Here is a 21,791-nt window from a genome sequence, read left to right as displayed (position 1 = left end):
GACCTACGTCTTCAAGCATGCACTGGTGCAAGACGCGGCATATCAGAGCCTTCTCAGGAGCCGACGGCATCAAATCCACGCGAACATCGCGTCAACGCTGGAGGCGCAATTCCCGGAAGTCGCCGAGACCGAACCCGAGACGCTCGCATACCACTACACGGCCGCCGGGCTGGCTGATCAGGCCGGGGATTACTGGCTGAAGGCAGGACAGCAGGCGCTGAAACGATCGGCGAATATCGAAGCCTTGGCCCACCTCGCCAGGGGATTGGAGGTGGTCGCGTCGGTGCCCAGCACGGAGGCCCGCTTAAAGCGTGAAGTTCATTTACAGAATGCCATGGGGGTGGCCGCAATGGCTGTCAAGGGCTGGGGCGCGCCGGACGTGCTTCACGCCTTCTCATCGGCACGCAAACTCTGCGAGAGGCTGGACGACAGCAACGAGCTCTTCGTGGCGGTTCGGGGCGAAGCCTCATACCAACTGATATCCGGTCACCTGCGCGAGGCAGACGATCTCGGTCGCCAATGTTTGCAGATCGCCCAGTCGGCGAATGATTTAAGCCTCCTCCTCGAGGCGCATCATCAGTTGTGGGCAAGCAAACTCTTCCTCGGGGATTATCGAGCCGCCGAGGAACACGCAAGCTGGGGGATCGCGAATTACGATTGCGAGCGAGATCATCGCCTGACTTATGTCTATACGGGTCATGACCCCGGCGTCTGTTGCAGGAACTACTCTTCGGAGATTCTCTGGATTCGCGGTTACCCCGACCAGGCTCTGGACCGCGTTCGAGAGGCGGTGTCGCTGGCCAAGCGCGTGTCCCATTCCGTGAGCATAGCCACCGCGCTGAGTAACTTGGCCATAATCCATCTCCTGCGCCGTGAACCTGGGGCAGCCCGCGAAGCGGCACAGGAGCAGCTTGAAGTATCCACCGAATTCGACTTGCCACTAATGGCCGGGGTGGCGCGGTCCAAAATCGGCTGGGCGCTCGCCCAGCAAGGGAAATTGGAAGAGGGTATCCGGGAAATGCGCGAAGCGGTTGAAGCCGTTGCGGCTACCGGTGCAGACATGGGCATGGCGTTCCGCCTCGGCGTCCTGGCCCAAGCGCATGGGCAGCTCGGCGAGGCAAACGAAGGGTTAATCTTGCTGGAGCAGGCGTTCGACATCACCGCCAAGACTGGATCGAAATATCAAGTGCCCGAGCTGCTGCGCACCAAGGGCGAACTCTTGTCGCGCATGGAACCAAATGATGGCGCTGCTGAGAGGTGGTTTCGAAAATCGCTGGCGATGGCGCGCGCCGAGGGGACGAAATCGACGGAGTTGAGAGCTGCAATAAGCCTCGCCCGCTTCTACGTCGACCAGGGCCGGGGCAAAGAGGGTCGCAAGGTTCTCACCCCCATCTACGCTTGGTTCACCGAAGGCTTCGAGACTGGAGACCTTGTCGATGCCAGGGCGCTGCTTGACCGCCTGCGGTAGGCGCAATCGCAAGCGGTCAAGATCGGATCACGCAGGGTCTCCCTCCCGCGCAGCTGCTGAATACGGTGGACGATCGAAGTCAAAGCGTCGGCATTCATGGTGACATCGTTAGAGCGTTCAACTTTGTCGTCAACCTGGCCGGAGTAAATCACGGCTGTCCAACCAACAGCAGGCTGGGATGTGAACCGTAACTATCCTATAATTGCAACAGACGCCGTTCTACACCCGGAGCATTTCATGCAACGGAAGCTCGCGGCGATTCTGGCCGCTGACCTCGCTGGTTACATTCGCCTCATGGAGATCGATGAGGCGGATACCCTGGCGCGGCTTGGAAGCACCCGCGAGAACATCATCGACCCGAAGGTTGCTGCTCACAATGGCCGGGTGGTCAAGCTCATGGGCGATGGCGCACTGATCGAGTTCCCCAGCGTGGTTGACGCTGTCAGGTGCGGCGTCGAAATCCAGCAAGCGATGGCCGAGTGCAATGAGGAGCTACCCGCTGATAAACGGCTCGAGTTTCGCATCGGTGTCAACCTTGGTGACATTATCGTCGAAGGACAGGACATCTATGGCGACGGCGTGAATGTCGCGGCACGACTCGAGGGATTGGCCGATCCGGGAGGCGTCCTGATCTCGGGAACGGCGTACGACCACGTCGAGAGAAAGCTGGACTACGCGTTTGATTTCGTGGGTGAGCAGCAGGTCAAGAATATCGAAAAGCCCGTTCGCCTCTATCGGATTCGCCTTGGCGATCATCCCCGAACCACGGCCGCCTTGAGGCGGCGCAAACCTTACCGTTCATGGCTCTGGCTCTCGGCCGCCGCAGCTCTCGTGCTGACAGCCGGAAGCGTGGTTTTCTGGAGCAGCTCCCGCGCACCGCAAGTCGAGTTGGCCTCAAGGGCGCGGATGGAATTCCCATTGCCGGACAAGCCATCCATTGCGGTCATGCCATTCACCGACATGTCCGGCGAAGCGGGGCAGCAGCATTTCACCGACGGCATGACAGATAGCTTGATCACCGATCTGTCGAAGATTTCCGGTCTCTTTGTCGTCGCCCGAAACTCGACATTCGCATATCAGGGCAAGCCAGTGACTGTAAGCAAGGTCGCTGAAGAGCTAGGCGTCCGATACGTTCTTGAGGGCAGCGTTCAACGTGCGGGCGATCGGCTCCGCGTCAATGCCCAACTGGTTGATGCACTCACAGGAGGTCATGTGTGGGCCGACCGCTTTGACGGCAATGTTGCCGACGTTTTCGGCGTTCAGGACGCATTCGTCACCAGGATTGTCGAGGCGCTGGAGGTCAATCTGACGCGAAATGAGAGGATGGAGATCGCCCGCGGCAGGACGGACAGCCTGCGGGCGAAAGAGGCATTTGACGAGGGTTGGAGTCTTTATCTTCGTTTCAACGCCAATGACAACGCGGCGGCTCTCGCGCCGCTCAAGAGAGCTATTAAACTCGATCCCGAGTACGGGCGCGCCTATGCCGCGCTCGCCTTGGTCTACCTTAGAGTCGAAGACTACGACTGGTACGATGAGGCTCTCTTCAGAGACGACGAATCGGTCTGGAATCAACGATTTGGAGCATCTCCGAAGAGGGTCGTGTGGCAAGGTCATGTGCAACTGGACAACGCCATGAGATACCCGACGGCTCTCGGCCATACGGCCCAAGCGCTGGACCGTCTGCGTTTTGGTGAAGATGCGCGCCGCGAAGCCGGCCGGGCGATTGAGCTCGATCCTAACGATCCTGAAGCGCAAATCGCCATGGCTTGGGCCTTGACGGCTTCAGGTAAGCCGAGCGAGGCCCTGGATTTCGTCCAGAAAGCGCTTCGCCTCAATCCGAACTTCCCGAGCCATTATGTTCTTGCCCACGGGGTTGCGCTATTTGCTGCTAACAATTTGGAACAGGCGGCGGAGGTCTTCGACCAGGGGGTCAAGAAGAATCCGAATGCAACCGCACTCATGCCGCCGTTCGCATCCGTACTTGCTGGCCTCGGTCGCCGGGACGAGGCAAGGCGCAGGCTTCTGATGTGGCGGCCAGGAACACACCAGGCCGCTCTCGAAGACCTCGCACGCGACTATACGTTCCCCATTCGATGGGCCCCCGAACACAAAGGGGTGCGAGAGCGCCTGCTCGACGGTATCCGCGTCGCTGCCCTGCCGATGGACGTGACCGTTTCGAGCCTCACAGCTGAACTGACGCGGGGCGATCCCGCAAGCCGGCGGAACGCCGCAAAGCGTCTGGGTTGGTTTGGACCGGCAGCAGCGGAAGCCGTGCCAGCCCTGGTTATGCTGCTCGAAGACGTCGGGGTCCGTGAGGAGGCCGTGCAGGCCCTGAGAAAGATCGGGCCTCAGGCCAAGGATGCGATTCCCGCGCTAGTAGCGATGGAGAGCGAGAGTTCCATCGGCAGCTATGCCAAGGATGCACTGAAGGAAATAAGGGGCTACTGAGCGACCCCATTGTCTCCAGTCCACACTCGCACGCTCCCCCGAGCTTGCTGAGCATCTCATCTACGGTCTCAAGTGGCCATCGCGTCAAGGAGCGGATGACTGCAAAGGGCCGGGAACGGTCATCCGACGATGTCGCCTTCGCGCCAACAGCTGACATGTCAAATGTCCGGTGCTAAGGCTTCATGAAATGGAGGGTTTTCATGAAGCACGAGGATTTGTGGGATGTCGAAGCGGCCGAAAGTTATGATACGCCGGGAACCGGGATGTTCGCTCCTGAAGTTCTCGATCCCGCCGTCGACCGACTTACCTCTCTCGCGGAGGGCGGTGCAGCTTTGGAATTTGCGATTGGCACCGGCCGAGTAGCCATCCCGCTCTCTGAAAAGGGCATATCCGTCAGTGGTATCGAAATCGCGCCAGCAATGCTTCGGCAATTGCGAACGAAGGCGAGCGAGAATGATATCCCTGTGGTTCTTGGCGATATGACTATGGCGTTCGTGCCAGGACAATTCAATCTGGTTTACTTGGTCTTCAATGGCATCTCGAACGTTATGTCCCAGCAAGAACAGGTCGAGTGCTTCCATAATGCCGCGCGGCACCTTCGTCCGGGCGGACGCTTCGTCATCGAACTTTGGGTTCCGACCATTCCGCATTGGTCTGATGCACAAGCTGTTGTCGGGCAGTCGCATGACGGATACATGCTCATCAACACATGCGACCCTGTCGCCCAGCACGTCGTTTCGCACCATTTCAACTTCCGCGACGGCAAGGAGGCCCGTCTCTTCCGGTCGCCGCATCGATACATCTGGCCCTCTGAGCTTGACCTAATGGCTCAAATCGCCGGATTTAGATTAGAAAGCCGTCATGGCGATTGGATCGGCACTCCGTTTACTGCGTCATCCAGATCACACGTTTCAGTTTACCGGCTTCCGCAATAGTAGGTCCGCAATGGGCCGAAAGCGGAAGATCGGAATCGGCTGCATTGCGCCAAAGCGGTCAACGCCGTCGCTGCGCTTCAACGACGGCGTTGAACTGTCGCACCTCGTCAGCGATCCAGTCTCTAAACGCGCAAACCTTGGGATGGCCCTGGTTGCCAATCCGATAGACAAGATCATACCCCCATTCGACCTCTAGCCTAACTTCGGGAAAGAGTGGCACGAGGCGACCTCCGGCTAGGTCTTCTGCAACGAGCACACTGCGCCCGAGAGCTACACCTTCTCCCCTAATCGCAGCCTCGATGGACATGCTTCCATGACTGTAGGCGGGGCCACGCGTCCGGGCCGGTGCAAGCCCGGCCAGTGCGAACCAGCGCTCCCAGTTGGCCTTCATCCCATTCTCGTGAACAAGCTGGCAGCAGAGAAGTTCATCGGCGGAACGCAGTCCGCCCATCCTGTTGCGGTACTCGGGAGTGCATACGGGTGTTACGGTCTCGTTCATGATCCGCTCGGATGCGGTGTTGGGATACTGGCCGCTTCCGTACCGGACCGCCACGTCGACATGACCCTTCGCGAAATCGACGTCAAGGTCGTTCACTTCCAGGTGGATATCGAAATCCGGAAATCGGGCCATCAACCGATGGAGGCGCGGCGTCAGCCACTTGCTTGCAAACGAGACGCCCGTGCTTACGACAAGACGCCCGGCATCGCTCCTTCGGCGAATGTTCTCAGCCTCACGAGACAATTCGGAGAGAAGACGGGTGACGACCGTGAAGAAGGCAGAACCCGCCTCAGTCAGTTCAATCCTGCGGGTCATGCGACGGAAGAGCTGAACGCCGAGATGATCCTCAAGGGTCTTGATGTGGCGACTTACCGCACCATGCGTCACGCTAAGCTCGTCCGCCGCGAGTGTCATGCTAAGCCGCCGCCCAGTGGCTTCGAAGGCGCGAAGGGTCTGTAGGGGTGGAAGTAGGTTCGGCATGACATCGATATGCGTGAGTGGTAATCACGCATCATGTGACGACAAATGATTTGTCGCAAGGGGTAGCTGGCCTTAGATGTGGTGCGATTACACCTCCCGACGGATTGCGAAGCACCATGAGCCAGGTCGCCACCGAACCCGCCCCTATTGCCCCTGCAGTCGCCGAACGCCGAGTGACACTTGCGAGCTTCGGAGCGATGCTACTACTTGCCTTGATGTGGGGCTTGTCAATCCCGGTCACAAAACTAGGCCTGGTCACGATGCCGCCACTGACACTGACGGCCATCCGGTTTGCATTTGCTATCCCATTCATGATGTTCTTGCTCATCGGGAAGCAGCCCTTGCCCCGGATGGCCCTGCCACCCGTTGCTGCACTTGGCATTCTCGGAATCGGAGTGGGACAGGTCGCGCAAACGTTTGGCGTGAAGGGCACCTCCGCCTCGGTTGGAACGATCCTGTCGGCGACGATCCCCCTGTTCATTGTCTTCTTCGCTACGATCCGGCTCAAGCAGACGGTCTCACGTCTGCAGCTTCTTGGCGTGGCGGCCGCATTCGCGGGCATCGTCGTAGTGGCTTCGGGCAACGGAGATGAGGCGGGAACTTCCGGAACGACGGTCGTCGGCCCTATCTGGATGCTGATCTCGGCATTGGCGGTCGCCTTCTACTACGTTTGGAGCGTCGAACTCACGAAACAGCACGGCACCGTCGTCGTGGCTACTTGGAGTACCTTCTTCGGTTTGGTGGCGCTAATGCCATGGGCGGGCTGGGAGGCATACCGCACGCCATTTCAGATCACCGGAGAAGCGTTGGGAGCGGCGGCTTACCTCGGCTTGGTCGTTACCGTGGCAGGTCTGTTCCTGTGGCTGAACATTCTCCGTGACGTACCTGCACCCATCGCCGCAAGCGTTCAGTACCTCCAACCCGTATTCGGAATCACCGCGTCTGCAGTCATGTTCGGCGACAGGCTCGGCTTGCTGTTCATCACGGGTGTCAGCTTCATTCTAGCAGGTCTTGCACTCGCAGTGAGACCACGCGGTTGAAATTGCCCAATGGCAGCTTAGGGCCGATAGAGGACATACCGCCGCAGAAGGTAATGAGGCTCGGGAGACTGATCTCGGTTCGAATTTCCTCTTCGCCGCGTTATCTATCCGCGCTCAACCGACGCCGGACGATCGCGACGTGGAAGTTCGCCCCGTGCATCAATCCGGCGTCGTTGAAATCATAGGTGGGATTGTGCAGTGGCGAGGAGTTCTCCCCATTCCCAAGGAAAGCGAAGCAACCAGGCGCGCGGTCGAGAAAGCGCGCGAAATCCTCCGACGCGGTCATCGGTTCCCGGCGTACCTCGACATGATTGGCGTCGAAGGCACTTCGGGCGGCGGCGAACGCCTCCTCCACCAGCACCGGATCGTTCAGCAGTGGGACGAACTCCCGCGTGTATTCGACCTTGGCTGAAACATTGTGCGTCAGCGCAGTTCCCTCCGCGATCACGCGCATCTGCTTTTCGATCTCCGCGCTGACCTCAGGACGGAAGCTCCGCGCATCCCCGAGTACGCGGGCCAAACCCGGCAGCGCGTTGCGGGTGCCGTCGGTCACGAGTTCGGTCACCGACACGACGCCGATGTCAGTGGGATCGAGACGTCTGGAGACGATCGTTTGGAGGTTCGTCACCAGCGCACAGGCCGCGACCAGGACCTCGTTGCTGGCGTGTGGCCGCGCCGCGTGGCCACCGACGCCTTCGAGCACGATCTCGAAGTTGTCCTCGGCCGACATGATCGCACCCGCGCGAGTCTGGAACAGGCCCACCGGAAGACCAGGCATGTTGTGGATGCCGTAGATTTCGTCAAAGGGGAAGCGCTCGAAGAGACTGTCGTTGAGCATGGCAAGCGCGCCCCTGCCCCATTCCTCGGCGGGCTGAAAAACGAACCGGACGGTGCCGTCGAAGCCGCCTTCCCGGGCGAGCATCTTCGCTGCGCCGAGGAGCATCGCCGTGTGTCCGTCATGGCCGCAAGCGTGCATGACACCATCATTCCGCGAACGGTATTCGTGATCTCCCTGCTCCGCGATCCGAAGGGCATCCATGTCCGCCCGCAGCGCGATCGTCCGGTTTCCAGTGCCCCTCCTGAGTGTGCCGACCACACCCGTCCCGCCGACACCTTCGATGACCTCGTCCAATCCGAACTCACGGAGCTTGCCAGCCACGAACGCCGATGTCCGCGTTTCCTCGAAGCCGAATTCCGGATGGGCATGGAGATCGTGCCGCCATACGGTCATCTCGCGATGCAGTGCCTGTAAGTCCAAGCTCATTCGGTTTGCCCTTCAGCTACCAGGGCGCGGACGACGTCAAGCAGGATGTTCGTCCCGGCGACGAGATCGGCGTCAGGCGTGAACTCCTTGGGACTGTGGCTTATGCCGTCCCGGCTGGGAACGAATATCATGGCGCTCGGCGCGATGCGAGCCATCATCTGGGCGTCGTGGCCCGCGCCCGACGTCATTCTTTTGCAGGCGAGCCCGCGCTTTCCGGCGGCTTGTTCCACCAGGCGGACGATGTTCTCGTTGAACTTCACGGGTTCGAAGCGGGCCAGCCGCTCGGTCGATATCTCCACCTTCTCCTCGGTCGCGAGCGCGTCGAGGAACAACGCGAGCGCTGCCTCCTCCTCCTTCAGGCGGCCCTCGTCGGGGTCGCGGAGGTCGACCGTGAAAGTCGCCCGCGAAGGGATGACGTTGATCGCGTTCGGCTCGAACCTGATGGTTCCGACCGTGGCGACGGTCGGGGTGTTCGAGGCCTTCGCGCGGTCACGCAGGAACGAGATCACCCGCGCCGCCGCGTATCCGGCATCTCGGCGCATGGAGATCGGGGTTGTCCCCGCGTGGTTGGCGTAGCCGTCGATAGTGACCTTTTGCCACGAGATGCCCTGGAGGTTCTGTACCGCTCCGATCGGGACGCCTTCCCGATCGAGGACGGGGCCTTGCTCGATGTGGAGTTCGACATAGACGTGCGGCCTCAGGAAGCCGGGCTCTTGCGTCCCGCATAGCCGATGCGGGCGAGTTCCTCGCCGAGGACCGCGCCATCGGTGCCGACGGTCGCGAGCGCGGCGTCGGTTGCAAGACCGCCGGAATAGACCAGTGACCCCATCATGTCCGGCGCGAAGCGGACGCCCTCTTCGTTCGTGAACGCCGCCACCACAATCGGCCGAGCCGGTTGAAAGGCCTCACCCTTCAACGTCTCCACGACCTCGAGACCCGATAGTACTCCGTAGCAGCCGTCGTAGATGCCCGCGTTGATGACGGTGTCGATATGGGAGCCGAGCATAATTGGACCGCGCGCGATTCCGTCGGGATTCCAGATGCCGAAGATGTTGCCGATGCGGTCGACGGCGACTTCCAATCCCGCCTCCCGAAGCCACGAAACGAACCTGTCACGCCCCTGCTTCTCGGTGTCGGAAGCGGCAAGGCGGACAAGTCTCCCCTGGGCGTCTCGGCCGATGTCCCCGAGCGTGCGGAGCCGGCCGAGCAAGCGTTCCGCATCGATCGAATGTCCGCTCATGCGTGCGCTCCTTTAAGGTTCTTCGCCGCCACGGCCGCGGGCGATAAGCCCACGATCTCCTCGTATTTTGACGGATCGGTCGCGCCTTCCGTGTTGATGACGAAAACCCGCGAGGTGGCGTCCAACAAAAGCGCCTTTTTGATCTCCGGGTCGGCCATGGCTTTGACCAAGCCGGCAAGACCGACGCCGCCACTTTCCCCCGCGACGATCGCCGGGTCTCCCGCGATAGGATTCGCGAGACGCATAATGATTGACGTCGCGTCCTCCTCGTCGACGGTCAGGAACGCGTCTGCGACGCGCGAGAGAACCCGCCATGCGACCAGCGACGGCTCATAGCATTCGAGCATCGCCATGACCGTCGGGTCTCCGTGGGCGATCGTGACCGGATGCCCGGCTCTCGCCGTCTCGAACAGGCAAGCCGCCCGCGCCGGGTCGACGACGGTGAACATCGGACGCCGGTCCCCAAACTCGATCGCCAAATGTCCCGCGACGGCAGCCGCTATCCCGCCGACACCGGACTGCACAAACACGTGGGTTGGCGGATTCGGTAGCCTCCGCAAGGCCTCCCTCACAAGCGCGGTGTAGCCCTGCATGACCAATTCGGGTATGCGTTCGTAACCCGGCCACGAGGTATCCGAGACGATGATCCAGTCGTTCTCCCGGGCGATGCGCGCCGCCTCCTTCACCGAGTCGTCGTAGGTACCCTGCACCCGGATCGTTTCCGCGCTATAGCGCGCGATGGCGGCGACCCGCTCGTCGCTCACTCCGGAATGGACGAAGATCGCCGCCCGAGCGCCGACCAGCTGCGCGCCCTGGGCGACCGAGCGCCCGTGGTTGCCGTCGGTCGCGCAGGCGACCGTCATGGCTTCCGCGACGACGCGAACCTCGGGTGCGGAAAGTTCGGAAATGTCGACCGGGCGGCCGAGTTTTTTCTCGGCCTCTTCGAGGACCAGCCGGATCACGGCGTACGCGCCGCCGAGCGCCTTGAAGCTGCCGAGGCCAAGACGGTGGCCTTCGTCTTTGACATGGATGGCCGCGACGCCCAGTTCGGAGGCGAGCCCTGGCAGCGATACGAGCGGTGTCTCCGCGTTTCTGTCCCGGAATTCCAGATGCCGTTCGACCGCTGCCGCAGCGTCCTTGCCAAGCGTCTCCGCGTCCCCTGGGTCAAGTGGCTGGCGGTATTCGATGGTGGTGTTCAGAAGAAACATTGGGTCGCCTCGCTTGAATTGCGATTTGAAACATATTGCAAAGCGAGCGAAAAAAGGGCTGTATTTAAGGGCATTTTTTGCAAGTTTGTTTCGTTGAGGGCGAGTATTGACCAAGCCACCGGCTTCTTACGGCCTCGACGCCTTCGACCGGAAGATTCTCGCGATCGTGCAGAGGGACAACATGACGTCCCAGAGGAGCATCGGAGAGGCGGTTGGCCTTTCTGCGCCTGCGGTACAGCGGCGGATCAAGCGGATGACCGAGGATGGCGTCATACAGGGAAACGTCGCGGTCATCGACCCGACGGCGGTGGGACAGTCCATTACCATCTTCGTCGAGGTGGAAGTTATCAGCGAGACCGCCGACCAGATCGAGGCGGCGAAACGGGAGTTCTCCGTGGCCCCCGAAATTCAGCAATGTTACTACGTCACGGGAGAAGCGGACTTCGTCATCGTTGTGATCGTTCCTTCGATGACGGACTACGAGTCTCTGACACGCCGGCTCTTCTTCGGCAACAACAATGTCAAGCGGTTCAGGACGTTCGTCGCGATGGACCGGGTCAAGGCCGGAATGGCAGTGCGTGTTCTAGGTTAACCGAGATGCCAGGGACGATGTTCACCAGCATAACAACGACCATATCAGTCACGGTGCCTATGTCGTTTTCCAGTCTTGAACGCGACAAAACTGGCGAGCGGTCAAAAAGTAATGGATGAAGCCGTGCCACTTCGGCAAACGCAGGTCAGCCGCGCCACCCTGCTCTAGCGCTCTTCACTCCTTGCTCCAGCGTGAACATTTTGAGAACAAAGGAGCTCAAAATATGCGGATGCATTTTCATCAAGAGGATATGGAAAGCATGATGGGCGCTTTTGCGTTCGTCGATCGGAAGGGCGCTCTTGGCCTTTCCAACCAGATCCCCCGCTATAACGGCGCCCCTTCCCTCGACTATCCGATCATCACCAAAGACCTGATGCGCGAGCCTGTCACGATGGGAACCGTCTTCGTCAGTGCCCGATGGGGGTTGAAGCCAGGATGGATGAAGCCCGGCGGAAGGCCGCCGCCGATTCAGCGCGGTTTGTGTGCTCTTCACTTATTAATCGAGGTAAAAGGTCCGAATAATCGGGCAACCTCGCTTGTTATAAAACTCCGCACGCATGGGACCTCTGCGAGTCATTCCATCAACTGCGACAGAGTTTGACGAGTAGTTTACAATGCGCCCGCGGCGGATACCACGGTCACGCGCCTTGTCCATAGCAAGGTCGGGATCACAACGGCGGCTGGCTCGACGGTCATCATAGCGATCTCTGTCATAGATCCGGACCCCGTCTGGACCAATACGCAACTCTTGAGCGGCACCGATTGACGGAACGGCAGCGAACGAAGTGGCAATCGCTGAAATGATGAAAAAGGCGCTTATGGAACGACGCATTGAAATCTCCCGGATTATGGCAGCTAGCAAATGCTTCTACAGCTAAACTGGTTCCGTAGGCTACCCCACCCGAAGAAGTGGGGATGGTGCGCCATCAGCGCGGGGACTTCTGCGGCGTCCACGGCTGCGACACACGCGGCACGGCCCACCTCGCTGGCATTGCGCGCGATCCGGTCGGCTGACCAGTTATTCAGGATCTCTTCTTGAGTCATATCTCGATCTGGCTTGGGTGAGAGAGCGGGAGCAGGACGCCGGCAAACGGGAGGCAGCGTCACGCTGACCACCTTCGTCACGACGATAGGCTCTGGTTTAATCTGGGAGCAGGCTGACACGAATCACGGGAAAGGCCGATATCGCCGCCATGAGGCAAAGCCGCATTTCATTTCCTCAGTTCTTCAAGTTGCTGTGATGCCGCATTGATGCGCTCGGACGCCTCCGCCTCGATCTGCAGGGCGGCCTTCGCCTGGTCGGCGATCTTCTGATTGGCTTGGGCGTTCGCCTTCTCGATCTTGCGGTCCATTGAGCATCGGAGAGTTCAGTGGCGCTTGCTGCCGCCTGATCGACCATGGAATGGACTTCACGAACGGCGAGATACGCAATACGAACTGCCAAAAGAAGCAGGAGACTGGCAGCGATTGCGGCCACCAGGCCAAGATCATGGCTTCACCTCAACGGTCGTATCGGCCTCGCCTTGCTCTACCGCCTGCTGGGCAACTGCCACCCTGCGTTCGTCTCCCACACCGCGCCGAAGACATAGCTGCCGATAATGCCGCCGAAGAGCAGGATCAGGTTCATGGCGATCGTATCGCTGAGTGCGATCGGCCGCCCCCAAACAGCCACGTAGGTCACACGGCGCTTCAGGCTTGTCAGGATCTTGGAACACAGCTATTCGGTGAAAATTTCCCGCTAAGGAAACAGCCACCAGTGCTTCAGAAAACGAATGCCGTCCGATCTGTTTCCTACCGCGCCGATATCGACGGACTGCGAGCGGTTGCGGTCATCGCCGTTGTCATATTCCACGCCTTTCCCAGTCTGTTGCCTGGCGGTTTTCTCGGCGTGGATATCTTCTTCGTCATTTCCGGCTATCTGATCACGCGTATCCTTGCGCAGGACATCGCCGCACAGCGCTTTTCGTTGCTAGCGTTCTACCAACGCCGCATCCGGCGAATTTATCCCGCACTCATCGTTGTTATCGCGGCTTCACTGATTGCAGGCTCTTTGATCTTGGCGCCGACCCAGATGCGGCAATTGGAATGGCACACCATGGGGGCGGCATTCTTCATCCCCAATCTGCTGCTATGGAGCGAGGCTGGGTATTTCGATGTAAGCTCGTTGAGCAAGCCATTGCTGCATTTGTGGTCGCTTGGGGTAGAAGAACAGTTCTATCTCGCATGGCCGGTACTTTTATGGGCGATAGCACGTACTCGCTTGCCGTTGTCAGCCGTCCTGGCGATCATCGTCGTTGCTTCCTTAGCCTACAATGTCTATCTGGCGAGCCACGCACCGACCGCAGCCTTCTACTCGCCATTGAGTAGAGCGTGGGAACTTGCTTTCGGAGGCTTGCTGGCAGCCAACAAGTCCATCGGCCGATCTGCCCGCATCGGAAACACGCTGTTTGGCTTAGGACTCGCGCTTGTCATTGCTGGCTTCGTCTTTGTCCAAGAGGCAAGCTTCATGCCATTGTCCGCGGGAATTTCGGTCATCGGCACGGGGCTTTTGCTAGTCTCCGGCCAAGACAATGCACTTTCTCGCATAACGATTTCGACCCGGCCGTTCGTCGCGGTTGGCCTTGTTAGCTATCCGCTCTACCTTTGGCACTGGCCGATTTTGGTATTCGCAAGAGCTTTAAACGATCAGATTGCACCTTTAGTTACTTGCATGCTGATGGGCCTCGCAGTTGCACTAGCTGCAATAACCTACTTGTGTCTAGAGCTCCCCCTGCACGGCATCAAAGCAGCCAAGTTAACGCCGGCGTTGCTTTGCACACTGGTAGCCCTCGGAGTCTTTGGAGCCATGAACAGCAGGGTCGACATGCGAACGCTTTTCTATCCCGAGAAGATCCGAGAGATCCTTGCGTTCTCGAAGTATGATTTCCGGTCTGACGCTCGCATCGGCAGATGTTGGCTATATGATCGTAGCCAAAACTACTCCGACGATTGCGCCCTCAAGGGCAATGCATCGCTGCCGAAGATCGCTGTGTGGGGTGACTCTCATGCAGGTCGCTTTTTCCCTGGTCTCGCGATCGCTGCAGAAGGAAAAGCTGAGGTCACCGGGTATGCCGCTGACGCCTGCCCCCCAATTCAAGAGTTCGGCTCATGCCAAACGTTCCTAAACGGAGCGCTATCCGCCTTCGTTAAAAACAAGCCCGATATTGTCGTCCTTTTCGCCAGGTGGCCGCGCTACTCTGGCGACTATTCTTCTGGATCATCCATGGCGGCGGGGTTAATAGACACAATCGACGCCTTGGAGCGAGTAGGCATCAAGGTCGCGATTGTTGGTCCGTTCCCAACCTACACTGAGAATTTGCCGGACCTTGTCTATAAGCAGTGGCTCGCAGACAAATCAAAAGGGATACCCAAAAGCATTTCTAATATGCCTTCTCCCGACGTCGCCACCGTGGATGCTGAGCTCCGGTCCTTAGCGGAACAGCGGCACCTCGATTACCTTTCCCTCATAGATATGTTCTGCAGCGACCGTGCTTGCGCTACGACTTGGTCGGACGATCCGGCGGATCTTCTATCGTGGGACTATGGTCATCTAACCACGAAAGCAGGCAGTTTCATTGGCGGAAAGTTGCTGGATAGACTAACTCACTAGCGACCGGGTCGGTCGCCGCAAGAAAGCGTGCGGCCTCTCGTCAGCCTGCGATGTTTGGAATTGCGCGTGTTATATACTGACGCTTTGGGCCTGGGTGCCCAAGCTTGCTTTACCAGATACGTGATCTAATCCAACTGCTGCCGCAAATGGCTGTGGTTTTCTTTACTTCAACCACGACATGAATATTGAAACCAAGGATTGGAAATGCGACACCCCTCATACCGCGGGATGTATTTTCATGAAGCAACAGCTAAAATTCTTCTACTCACTCGATGGAGCAGCGCGCGAAATAGCATTGACCTGGTTAGCGCTATCCAGCGCGGCCTTTGCCTTAACAATGCTTTTTGGATCCACGGCCGCCTCGGCAGCTCTCTACCTTGTTTACCAAGCACTGTTCGTGGCACTGCCGGGGGCGTGCCTGGTTCTTATGTCGTCTAAGAGGCAGCTCACGCCGATCGAATTCACCGCTAAGGCGATAATCGTCGGCCAATGTCTTGAAATGAGCGCCGGCTTACTCTTTACCGTGGCGTCGATGCAGTGGGCATATACCTTCTTGCCGCTGCTCTATTCAGCAGTGGCGTGGCTGCGACGAAACCAACTCGTTCCCCTCATCGCGCCGAGTTCAGACCGACCAGCAACGCTCTTAACGTGCTGCGCCGCGGCCCTCTTTTTGGTGTTCGCAGCCTCGCTGTTCAATTTCAACCTGATCGTTGATCAGCACTTCACGTGGGTTGCAGCCTTCGCCAACTCTGTGACAGGCAAGTGGCCTCCCATCGAACCATTCCTAATGGATGTGCCTCTGCACTATCATTACCTTTACAATGTGCACGTCGGGATGGCTGCCACGACCATGGACATCCCGATTATCCTGGTTGCATCGCGCTTGGCGATCGTCTTTCACAGCCTCTCGTTTATTCTCTGTCTTTTTGCGTTCTCTTCCTCAAGATTTGGAATGGGTATCGCGGGTGTAATCGCATCTGTAAGCATGCTCCTCACCTTCGGTTACTCCGGGGTGATGTGGAAAATATATCACCTTGCGACGGCATCCATCATGTATCGCGTGGCGTCCACGCTTGTCGCGTTTCAGATATTCATTTTTCTTCTCGATGAAATCCTTTCACCTAGAAGATTTCGGATGAGTACCCTGCTCCTGTGTTTGCTAATCTTTGTTGGAAGCGGCACACGGGCAATGATGCTCCCAATGCTAGCCGCCGGGGTGGGGCTGCTGGGTCTCGTCAACATCAAAGATCGGGCAATGGTGTGGGATTATGCCAAGCTGCTCGTCATGATTGTTGCCGGCATAGTGGCTGGAACAGTAGTATTCCTCGGCCTTGGCGGCGGCCACTCGGATGGCACGAAACTGGTACTGATCCATCCTCTGAATTTGGCTGTTTCACAATGGAAGGACGGGCATGTATCACCGCTCGCTCAAGGCCTTCTAAACTGGGGTGTCCCGGCGTGGGGAGCTAGCCTAGTATATCTCCTCGTCGCGCTGTGCGGCCGGATGACCTTTGTCTTGCCGGGATTTGTTTACGCTATATTCACAAAGACTGTGGATCGGGATGTCAAAGTCCTGCTCGGTGGGGTGGCACTAGGCGGCATAGCCTTCCTTATGATGGTCGAAACCGTCGTGCCGCAAGAGATCTGGGCATTTTACTGGTACGCGGACATTTCCTTGGCTCTTCTTGGAGCGTTCGGACTCAACGCCATGTTTCGTGCTCGTCTGAAAGACCACTCAAGAGCTGCAATGATTGGTTTGAGCTTATCTGGAGTGCTTTTCGTCGCCCAAGCTGTGGAATTCTCAATAGGCTTCGTCCCGAAATTTTTGCACACGAACTTCCCAACGCCGACCCCCATTTTCCAAGACGCCAGCTTCCACAATGTGGAGCAAAAACTCGGCGAAGTAATCAACCGTGGTGACGTTCTGGTGACGGGCGGAAGCTTCCAGTCATTCGACGAACGACCTCTGGCCGGCAGCGTCCCTGGCCTTCAGCTGTATAGTTCTAGATACATTCTTGCCGTGTACGCCAAGCGAACGAAACTTGACCCTCGCGTCGCCTCGCGTCTGTGGTTGCTCGACAATGATCTTTCGGCTGGTGGCGATCGAGACAAAGTGAGGGATGAAGTTGGAACTTCTCGCTCTCTGTATTTTCTCTGGATCGGCGCCAGTGATCCATCGGACACACGCGGGCTCTCGCGCATAGCGTCTTGGACAGGAATGTCGCTCTGGAAGGTAGATTGACGGCTACCGCTCCTGGCAGCCATCAAAGACGCGATGCTGCCAGGAAGAATCCATTGACCTGCTCGGACGCGAAGCCCATAGCCGAAAAGCCTGCCTGCATCATCTCGGACGACTTCACAAAGGATCCGCTGTACTCATAGGCGATCTGCGTTGGGTCGTCCGGAGTGGCGACCTACGCGTCCACTTGGGTTTTCAGATTCATAATGGCGAGTTGCGGCTTGAATTGTCGCGCTGACACGGGCTCAGGCGCGACCTCTGCCTGCGTTAGATCGGGCAAATCCTCCTCGTCATAGGTTACTGTGCCGTCAAGGCCAATCTTTGCAACTTGCACCATTCTCAATACTCCGCATAGAGGGGTGTAGGTGCCGGCATCTGGGAGCTCAGCCCCGCCAACTGTAGTTAGGCGAATGCCATCAAGCACGCCTGCAAGGATCTTGGAGCCACCACCCGCGATGCCCGCCGCTGCGTGGCTATACCCATCCGTCACAAAGGCTTCCCATGTATTGCCATCTTGCAAGATCAGCTCGATCTTGACGTGATGTACATAGTTCGCAGCCACCGGAGAGTTGCCAGATATAGTAAACCAGATGACAGGTTGACGGCTGCGGTTGATGGAGCCGCTGAGGCTACACCACCAGCATATCCGGAAGTCACCGCAACGCCTCCAGCCTTGAGCTGAATGATCGGGGAAAACGTGCCGTTTGTGCTGAAGGCCGAAAGAAGCAACAGATACCGGCGAGCACCTGAGGCTGCCGCGAAGTCTACCGCTGCGTTTGCCGGAACGTTGCCCTTGGACAACAGCACCATGCCGACCGTCATGTCTCGGTCTTGGAAGGTGATCGTCCGGGCCCCAACACGTCGCAGGCGACTTTCTCGTTGGCATGAACGGAGACACGCCTGAGTGGTATTTTTCTGGCTCCCGTTTTATAGCAGCTATCGATAGCCAGTTTGACTACAAGCATGAGCGGCAGTCACGGCTACAAGAGATACAAGCATTGAGGAACTCCAAAGTATTTTTCTAAGTTGAGTTAATAGACTGGACGCTTGTCGTATGGCCAAATTTAAAACCCCGCTCGATAATACGGGAAGACCTATATCAGCCACCGTTGCGGCGCTTTCAGGAAGAGCAATTCCAATCCTTGAGAGTGACACAAAAGTTCACCCGTTTCGATCCATCTCTGTTACTGGAAGCCGGTTCGCTGACGCACTAAATGATTTTTTAGAGGTACTTACCCCCGCAAAAGCCAGACCCGCTCGACCCGGGGATGGCACGCATGACTAATACCCGAGAAATTCGAGGCGCTGTGCTACAGAGTTTCCGAGCTCTTTGAGGTTTTCGAAAAGCTGCCAAACGTTGTGAACTTCCGACCCGCTTTCTGTTGGCGCCTTATTCCAATCCGCCGACTCCGAGCAGGCGTTCAACCGTATCGTGATCCTTCGCCAGCTCCGATGGCGTGCCCGCCCAGGCAAGCCTGCCGCGCTCGAGGATGATGACGTGATCGGCGAAGTCCAGCGCGCTCTGGATGCGCTGCTCAACGAGCAGAATGGTCATGTCGCCTGCCTTGGCGAGCTCGGCGAAGGCCCCCATCAGCTCTTCGCAGATAACGGGAGCAAGGCCCTCGAGCGGCTCGTCGAGCAAGAGCACGGACGGGCGGCCGAGGATCGTGCGGGCGGTGGAGAGCATTTGCTGCTCGCCGCCTGAAAGCTGGCTGCCGAGATTGCGGCGGCGCTCCTTCAGGCGCGGAAACATGACATAAGCTTCTTCGAGCGCGCTTTTCGGCCGGCCCTTGAGGCCGACGAACAGGTTCTCCTCGACCGTCAGGGTTGGAAATATGCAGCGCGCCTGCGGCACATAGCCGAGCCCATGGTGGGCACGGGTGGCGCTCGGGGCCATGGTCAGATCCGCGTCGCCAAGCCGGATGCGGCCGTCATAGCGCTTCGTCTGGCCTGCAAGCGTCGCAAGCAGCGTCGTCTTGCCCATGCCGTTGCGGCCGAGGACGGCGAGGCGCTGGCCGGCGGGCGCAGAGAAGGAAACGCCCTCGAGCACTTTTGTCGGGCCATAGCCAGCGGAGAGATTTTCGACCTCAAGCGACAGGGCTGGCATGGGCATAGCTCCCGAGATAGGCCTCGCGCACGCGGGCATCCTTGGTGACGTCGACCGGCAATCCGTCGAAGATGATGGTGCCTGCCGCGAGAACGATGACGCGCTTTGCGAAACGGAAGACGAGGTCCATGTCGTGCTCGATCATCAGCACGGCAAGATCGGCGGGCAGGTCGGCAAGCGCCTGCTCGATGCGGCCGGTATCGCTTTGCGGCACGCCGGCCGCGGGCTCGTCGAGAAGAAGCACCTTCGGCTTCAAGGCGAGCGCCAGCGCGATTTCCAGCAGCCTCTGCTGGCCGTAGGCGATCTCGCCGACCTTGCGGTGCATCAGGGCCGCCAGGCCGAGTTTGTCGAGAAGCTCATCGACCTCGGCCATCACGTCGGGCATGGCAAGGAAATTTCCGAAGAGCCGGCCAGTGCGCCCTTCCCTGCGAAGAACGGCAAGGGCCACATGCTCCGCCGGCGTCATATCCTGGAAGAGACGGGTCACCTGAAAGGAGCGCACAAGCCCCCGCCGGACGCGACCGATCGCATTGACCTTCGTGACCGTTTCCCCGCTTAACCGGACTTCGCCCGAATCCGGCGGCAGGTTGCCGGTGACGAGGTTGACGAAGGTGGTCTTGCCGGCGCCGTTCGGGCCGATCAGCGCGATGCGGTCGCCGGGCGCCATCGCGAGCGACACATCGTTGGTGACAGCAAGGCCGCCAAAGGCCTTCCTGAGGTTGGAGACTTCGAAAACCGGGTTCATGGGCGCGCCTCCTTGCCGCGGGCGATATAGGCGGCGGCCGTTCCGTAGATCCCCTTCGGCGCGAAGAGCACGACGGCAATCAGCAGTGCCCCCAACATCGTCAGCCAGTGGAAAGGATTGGCGGCGGAGACGTAATCCTCGAAGAGCATGAAGATGATCGTTCCCGACAGCGCGCCGAAGAGCGAGCCGGTGCCGCCGAGCACCAGCATCACCAGCGCCTCGGCCGACTGGGTGAAGGACAGGCTGTCCAGGCCGACGACCTGCGTCGAGATCGCGTTCAGCGCACCGCCGGCACCCGCAACCACGCCCGAGATGACATACATCCTGAGGAGAGCCGCCGTCGGCGACGCCCCCATGGCACGGATGCGCAAGGAATCTTCCCGGATCCCGCGGCACAGCATGCCGAAGGGCGAGCGCACGAGAATGCGCAGCAGCACGAAGGTAATCAGAAGCAGGGCAACACCGAAGAAATAGGCGGTGTGGCCGTAGAGATCGAATTCGAAGGTGCCGAAGACAGGATCGGGCGAGATGCCGGAAAGCCCGTCGCTGCCACCCGTCCACGAGGAAGCCTTGTTGGCGAATTCATGGAAAAGGTAGATCAGCGAGATCGACAGGACGAGCTGCGGCAGCCCGTGCGCGCGAAGGATGATGGCGCCGCACAGAAGGCCCGCGGCCGCACCGCCGGCCAGACCGGCAAGCGTCATCGCCAGCGGATCGTTGATCCCGTAATGCGCCGAGAGAATGCCGGCGGCATAGGCGCCGGAACCGAACAGGGCGGCATGGCCAAGGGTTGCGATGCCGCAATAGCCGGTCACGAGGTCGAGGGACAGCACCAGGAGGGCCATCGCGATGATCCGGGTGAGAAGCGCCAGATTGTCGGGAAAGAGGATATAGCCGATCGCCGCTGCGACGGCGATCGCGGCAATGCCGGCAAGATCGCGGCTGAGCGCCCGGCGGCGGCGCTGAATGAGGACAGCCTTGTCGTTCATCGCAAGCGTCATGTCACCGCACCCGTCCGCCGAGGCCGCGCGGGAAGATGCAGATGATCCCGATCACGGCAAGATAGAAGAAGAACTCGCCGAATTCCGGCATGAGATAGCGCCCGGTCGTATCGATCGCGCCCAGAAGCAGGCAGGCAATCAGGGCGCCTGGGATGGATCCGGCCCCGCCGACGGAGACCACGACAAGGAACGTCACCATGTATCGCAGGGCGTAGTAGGGCTCGATCGGCAGCAACTCGGCGCCGACGACGCCACCGAAGGCGGCAAGGCCGACAGCGACAGCGAAGCTGACGGCATAGATGATTTCCGTGCGCACGCCGAGCGCAGCCGCCATGGGGGCATTGTCCACCGAAGCCCGCAGCTTCACACCGAAGCTCGTCCGGTCGATCGTGAACCACAGCGCCAGCGCCACGGCAAGCCCGCAGACGATCGCAAAGAGGCGGTGAACGGGGATCGTGCGGAAACCGATATCGGCTGATCCCTGCAGGGCCGCCGCAAGCGGAATTGTCTTCAGCGTCGGCCCCATGAGGTAATTCGCAATGCCGATGATGCAGAAGGTGATGCCGATCGTCATCAGCACCTGGGTGAGCTCAGGCGCGCCGTAGATCCGGCGATAGAGAAAGCGTTCGATGGGGATGGCGATGACGATGGTCGCAGCGACCGCCGCAACCACTGCCGCAGCGTAGCCAAGTCCAAGGTCACGGGCGACATAGGAGGCGACATAGCCGCCGATCATCGCAAAAGCGCCGTGAGCAAGGTTGACGACACGCATCAGGCCCATGGTAACCGAGAGGCCGATGGATATGACGAACAGCACCATGCCATAGGCAAGCGCGTCGACGGCTATGCTGAAGACTGTCTGCATGGAAATATCCC

18 protein-coding genes and 1 pseudogene are annotated in these 21,791 nt (G+C 59.3%); 8 read left to right on the top strand and 11 right to left on the bottom strand.

The window, feature by feature from the left end; translation table 11 throughout:
- From ACPYOI_RS26980 to ACPYOI_RS26970, 3 genes are all read left to right on the top strand, one after another.
- Positions 1–1,468, top strand: a 1,468-nt coding sequence (locus ACPYOI_RS26980) for an ATP-binding protein (RefSeq protein WP_481423606.1), incomplete at its 5' end; no start/stop codon positions are given.
- 237 nt (positions 1,469–1,705) lie between these two features.
- Positions 1,706–3,916, top strand: a complete 2,211-nt coding sequence (locus ACPYOI_RS26975) for an adenylate/guanylate cyclase domain-containing protein (protein WP_481423605.1) — start codon at positions 1,706–1,708, stop codon at positions 3,914–3,916.
- Positions 3,917–4,116: 200 nt separating this feature from the next.
- Entirely contained in the window at positions 4,117–4,851 is a 735-nt protein-coding gene (locus tag ACPYOI_RS26970; protein WP_481417396.1) for a class I SAM-dependent methyltransferase, read from the top strand.
- A gap of 58 nt (positions 4,852–4,909) precedes the next feature.
- Here ACPYOI_RS26970 and gcvA read toward each other — a convergent pair whose 3' ends face one another.
- Positions 4,910–5,830, bottom strand: coding sequence for a transcriptional regulator GcvA (gene gcvA, locus ACPYOI_RS26965; protein ID WP_481417397.1), 921 nt, complete (start codon positions 5,828–5,830; stop codon positions 4,910–4,912).
- Between the two features lie 116 nt (positions 5,831–5,946).
- On the opposite strand from gcvA, the gene ACPYOI_RS26960 reads away from it, so the two are divergent.
- Positions 5,947–6,870 carry a DMT family transporter gene (locus ACPYOI_RS26960; RefSeq protein ID WP_481417398.1) on the top strand — a complete coding sequence of 308 codons (924 nt, stop codon included), beginning with the start codon at positions 5,947–5,949 and terminating at the stop codon, positions 6,868–6,870.
- A gap of 100 nt (positions 6,871–6,970) precedes the next feature.
- On the opposite strand, the gene ACPYOI_RS26955 is transcribed toward ACPYOI_RS26960, so the two are convergent.
- From ACPYOI_RS26955 to ACPYOI_RS26945, 3 genes and pseudogenes are all read right to left on the bottom strand, one after another.
- Complete coding sequence (locus ACPYOI_RS26955) at positions 6,971–8,134, bottom strand: M20 aminoacylase family protein (RefSeq protein ID WP_481417399.1); 1,164 nt, start codon at positions 8,132–8,134, stop codon at positions 6,971–6,973.
- Positions 8,131–9,374: pseudogene (locus ACPYOI_RS26950) on the bottom strand (allantoate amidohydrolase). The gene ACPYOI_RS26955 and the pseudogene ACPYOI_RS26950 overlap by 4 nt, the downstream one beginning before the upstream one ends.
- The gene (locus ACPYOI_RS26945; protein WP_481417400.1) at positions 9,371–10,582 is read right to left on the bottom strand and encodes a diaminopropionate ammonia-lyase; all 1,212 of its coding nucleotides are present in this window, start codon (positions 10,580–10,582) and stop codon (positions 9,371–9,373) included. Before ACPYOI_RS26945 ends, ACPYOI_RS26950 begins: the two are co-directional and overlap by 4 nt.
- A 106-nt stretch (positions 10,583–10,688) precedes the next feature.
- Between ACPYOI_RS26945 and ACPYOI_RS26940 the strand changes: the two genes are divergently transcribed.
- Together ACPYOI_RS26940 and ACPYOI_RS26935 are read left to right on the top strand one after the other, a co-directional pair.
- Positions 10,689–11,174 carry an Lrp/AsnC family transcriptional regulator gene (locus ACPYOI_RS26940; RefSeq protein WP_481417401.1) on the top strand — a complete coding sequence of 162 codons (486 nt, stop codon included), beginning with the start codon at positions 10,689–10,691 and terminating at the stop codon, positions 11,172–11,174.
- 223 nt (positions 11,175–11,397) lie between these two features.
- Positions 11,398–11,775, top strand: a complete 378-nt coding sequence (locus ACPYOI_RS26935; protein ID WP_481417402.1) for a hypothetical protein — start codon at positions 11,398–11,400, stop codon at positions 11,773–11,775.
- 610 nt (positions 11,776–12,385) lie between these two features.
- On the opposite strand, the gene ACPYOI_RS26930 is transcribed toward ACPYOI_RS26935, so the two are convergent.
- Positions 12,386–12,526, bottom strand: a complete 141-nt coding sequence (locus tag ACPYOI_RS26930; protein ID WP_481417403.1) for a hypothetical protein — start codon at positions 12,524–12,526, stop codon at positions 12,386–12,388.
- A gap of 176 nt (positions 12,527–12,702) precedes the next feature.
- Entirely contained in the window at positions 12,703–12,855 is a 153-nt protein-coding gene (locus tag ACPYOI_RS26925; RefSeq protein ID WP_481417404.1) for a hypothetical protein, read from the bottom strand.
- 75 nt (positions 12,856–12,930) lie between these two features.
- Here ACPYOI_RS26925 and ACPYOI_RS26920 point away from each other — a divergent pair, with 75 nt between their 5' ends.
- Together ACPYOI_RS26920 and ACPYOI_RS26915 are read left to right on the top strand one after the other, a co-directional pair.
- Complete coding sequence (locus tag ACPYOI_RS26920) at positions 12,931–14,823, top strand: acyltransferase family protein (protein ID WP_481417405.1); 1,893 nt, start codon at positions 12,931–12,933, stop codon at positions 14,821–14,823.
- 178 nt (positions 14,824–15,001) lie between these two features.
- Entirely contained in the window at positions 15,002–17,065 is a 2,064-nt protein-coding gene (locus ACPYOI_RS26915; protein WP_481423604.1) for a hypothetical protein, read from the top strand.
- 172 nt (positions 17,066–17,237) lie between these two features.
- On the opposite strand, the gene ACPYOI_RS26910 is transcribed toward ACPYOI_RS26915, so the two are convergent.
- The 5 genes from ACPYOI_RS26910 to ACPYOI_RS26890 form a co-directional block, all read right to left on the bottom strand.
- On the bottom strand, positions 17,238–17,624 hold the full coding sequence (locus tag ACPYOI_RS26910) for a hypothetical protein (protein WP_481417408.1): 387 nt from the start codon (positions 17,622–17,624) through the stop codon (positions 17,238–17,240).
- A gap of 828 nt (positions 17,625–18,452) precedes the next feature.
- Positions 18,453–19,169 (bottom strand): ABC transporter ATP-binding protein, encoded by a 717-nt coding sequence (locus tag ACPYOI_RS26905; RefSeq protein ID WP_481417409.1) that lies wholly within the window; start codon positions 19,167–19,169, stop codon positions 18,453–18,455.
- Positions 19,150–19,914, bottom strand: a complete 765-nt coding sequence (locus ACPYOI_RS26900; protein WP_481417410.1) for an ABC transporter ATP-binding protein — start codon at positions 19,912–19,914, stop codon at positions 19,150–19,152. The genes ACPYOI_RS26905 and ACPYOI_RS26900 overlap by 20 nt, the downstream gene beginning before the upstream one ends.
- Positions 19,911–20,915 carry a branched-chain amino acid ABC transporter permease gene (locus ACPYOI_RS26895; protein WP_481417411.1) on the bottom strand — a complete coding sequence of 335 codons (1,005 nt, stop codon included), beginning with the start codon at positions 20,913–20,915 and terminating at the stop codon, positions 19,911–19,913. Before ACPYOI_RS26895 ends, ACPYOI_RS26900 begins: the two co-directional genes overlap by 4 nt.
- Position 20,916: 1 nt before the next feature.
- The gene (locus ACPYOI_RS26890; protein ID WP_481417412.1) at positions 20,917–21,780 is read right to left on the bottom strand and encodes a branched-chain amino acid ABC transporter permease; all 864 of its coding nucleotides are present in this window, start codon (positions 21,778–21,780) and stop codon (positions 20,917–20,919) included.
- Positions 21,781–21,791: the final 11 nt, after the last annotated feature.

Source organism: Rhizobium sp. SVR5-2C, from assembly GCF_056755115.1.
The sequence above is the reverse complement of the archived record's forward strand: the minus strand, read 5'-3'. Positions and strand labels throughout refer to the sequence as shown.

Coding starts and splice junctions, on each gene's coding strand:
- ACPYOI_RS26905 (WP_481417409.1), bottom strand. CDS start 19,169: ATGCCAGCCCTGTCGCTTGAGGTCGAAAATCTCTCCGCTGGCTATGGC.
- gcvA (WP_481417397.1), bottom strand. CDS start 5,830: ATGCCGAACCTACTTCCACCCCTACAGACCCTTCGCGCCTTCGAAGCC.
- ACPYOI_RS26915 (WP_481423604.1), top strand. CDS start 15,002: ATGAATATTGAAACCAAGGATTGGAAATGCGACACCCCTCATACCGCG.
- ACPYOI_RS26945 (WP_481417400.1), bottom strand. CDS start 10,582: ATGTTTCTTCTGAACACCACCATCGAATACCGCCAGCCACTTGACCCA.
- ACPYOI_RS26970 (WP_481417396.1), top strand. CDS start 4,117: ATGAAGCACGAGGATTTGTGGGATGTCGAAGCGGCCGAAAGTTATGAT.
- ACPYOI_RS26890 (WP_481417412.1), bottom strand. CDS start 21,780: ATGCAGACAGTCTTCAGCATAGCCGTCGACGCGCTTGCCTATGGCATG.
- ACPYOI_RS26900 (WP_481417410.1), bottom strand. CDS start 19,914: ATGAACCCGGTTTTCGAAGTCTCCAACCTCAGGAAGGCCTTTGGCGGC.
- ACPYOI_RS26895 (WP_481417411.1), bottom strand. CDS start 20,915: ATGACGCTTGCGATGAACGACAAGGCTGTCCTCATTCAGCGCCGCCGC.
- ACPYOI_RS26960 (WP_481417398.1), top strand. CDS start 5,947: ATGAGCCAGGTCGCCACCGAACCCGCCCCTATTGCCCCTGCAGTCGCC.
- ACPYOI_RS26955 (WP_481417399.1), bottom strand. CDS start 8,134: ATGAGCTTGGACTTACAGGCACTGCATCGCGAGATGACCGTATGGCGG.
- ACPYOI_RS26935 (WP_481417402.1), top strand. CDS start 11,398: ATGCGGATGCATTTTCATCAAGAGGATATGGAAAGCATGATGGGCGCT.
- ACPYOI_RS26930 (WP_481417403.1), bottom strand. CDS start 12,526: ATGGACCGCAAGATCGAGAAGGCGAACGCCCAAGCCAATCAGAAGATC.
- ACPYOI_RS26975 (WP_481423605.1), top strand. CDS start 1,706: ATGCAACGGAAGCTCGCGGCGATTCTGGCCGCTGACCTCGCTGGTTAC.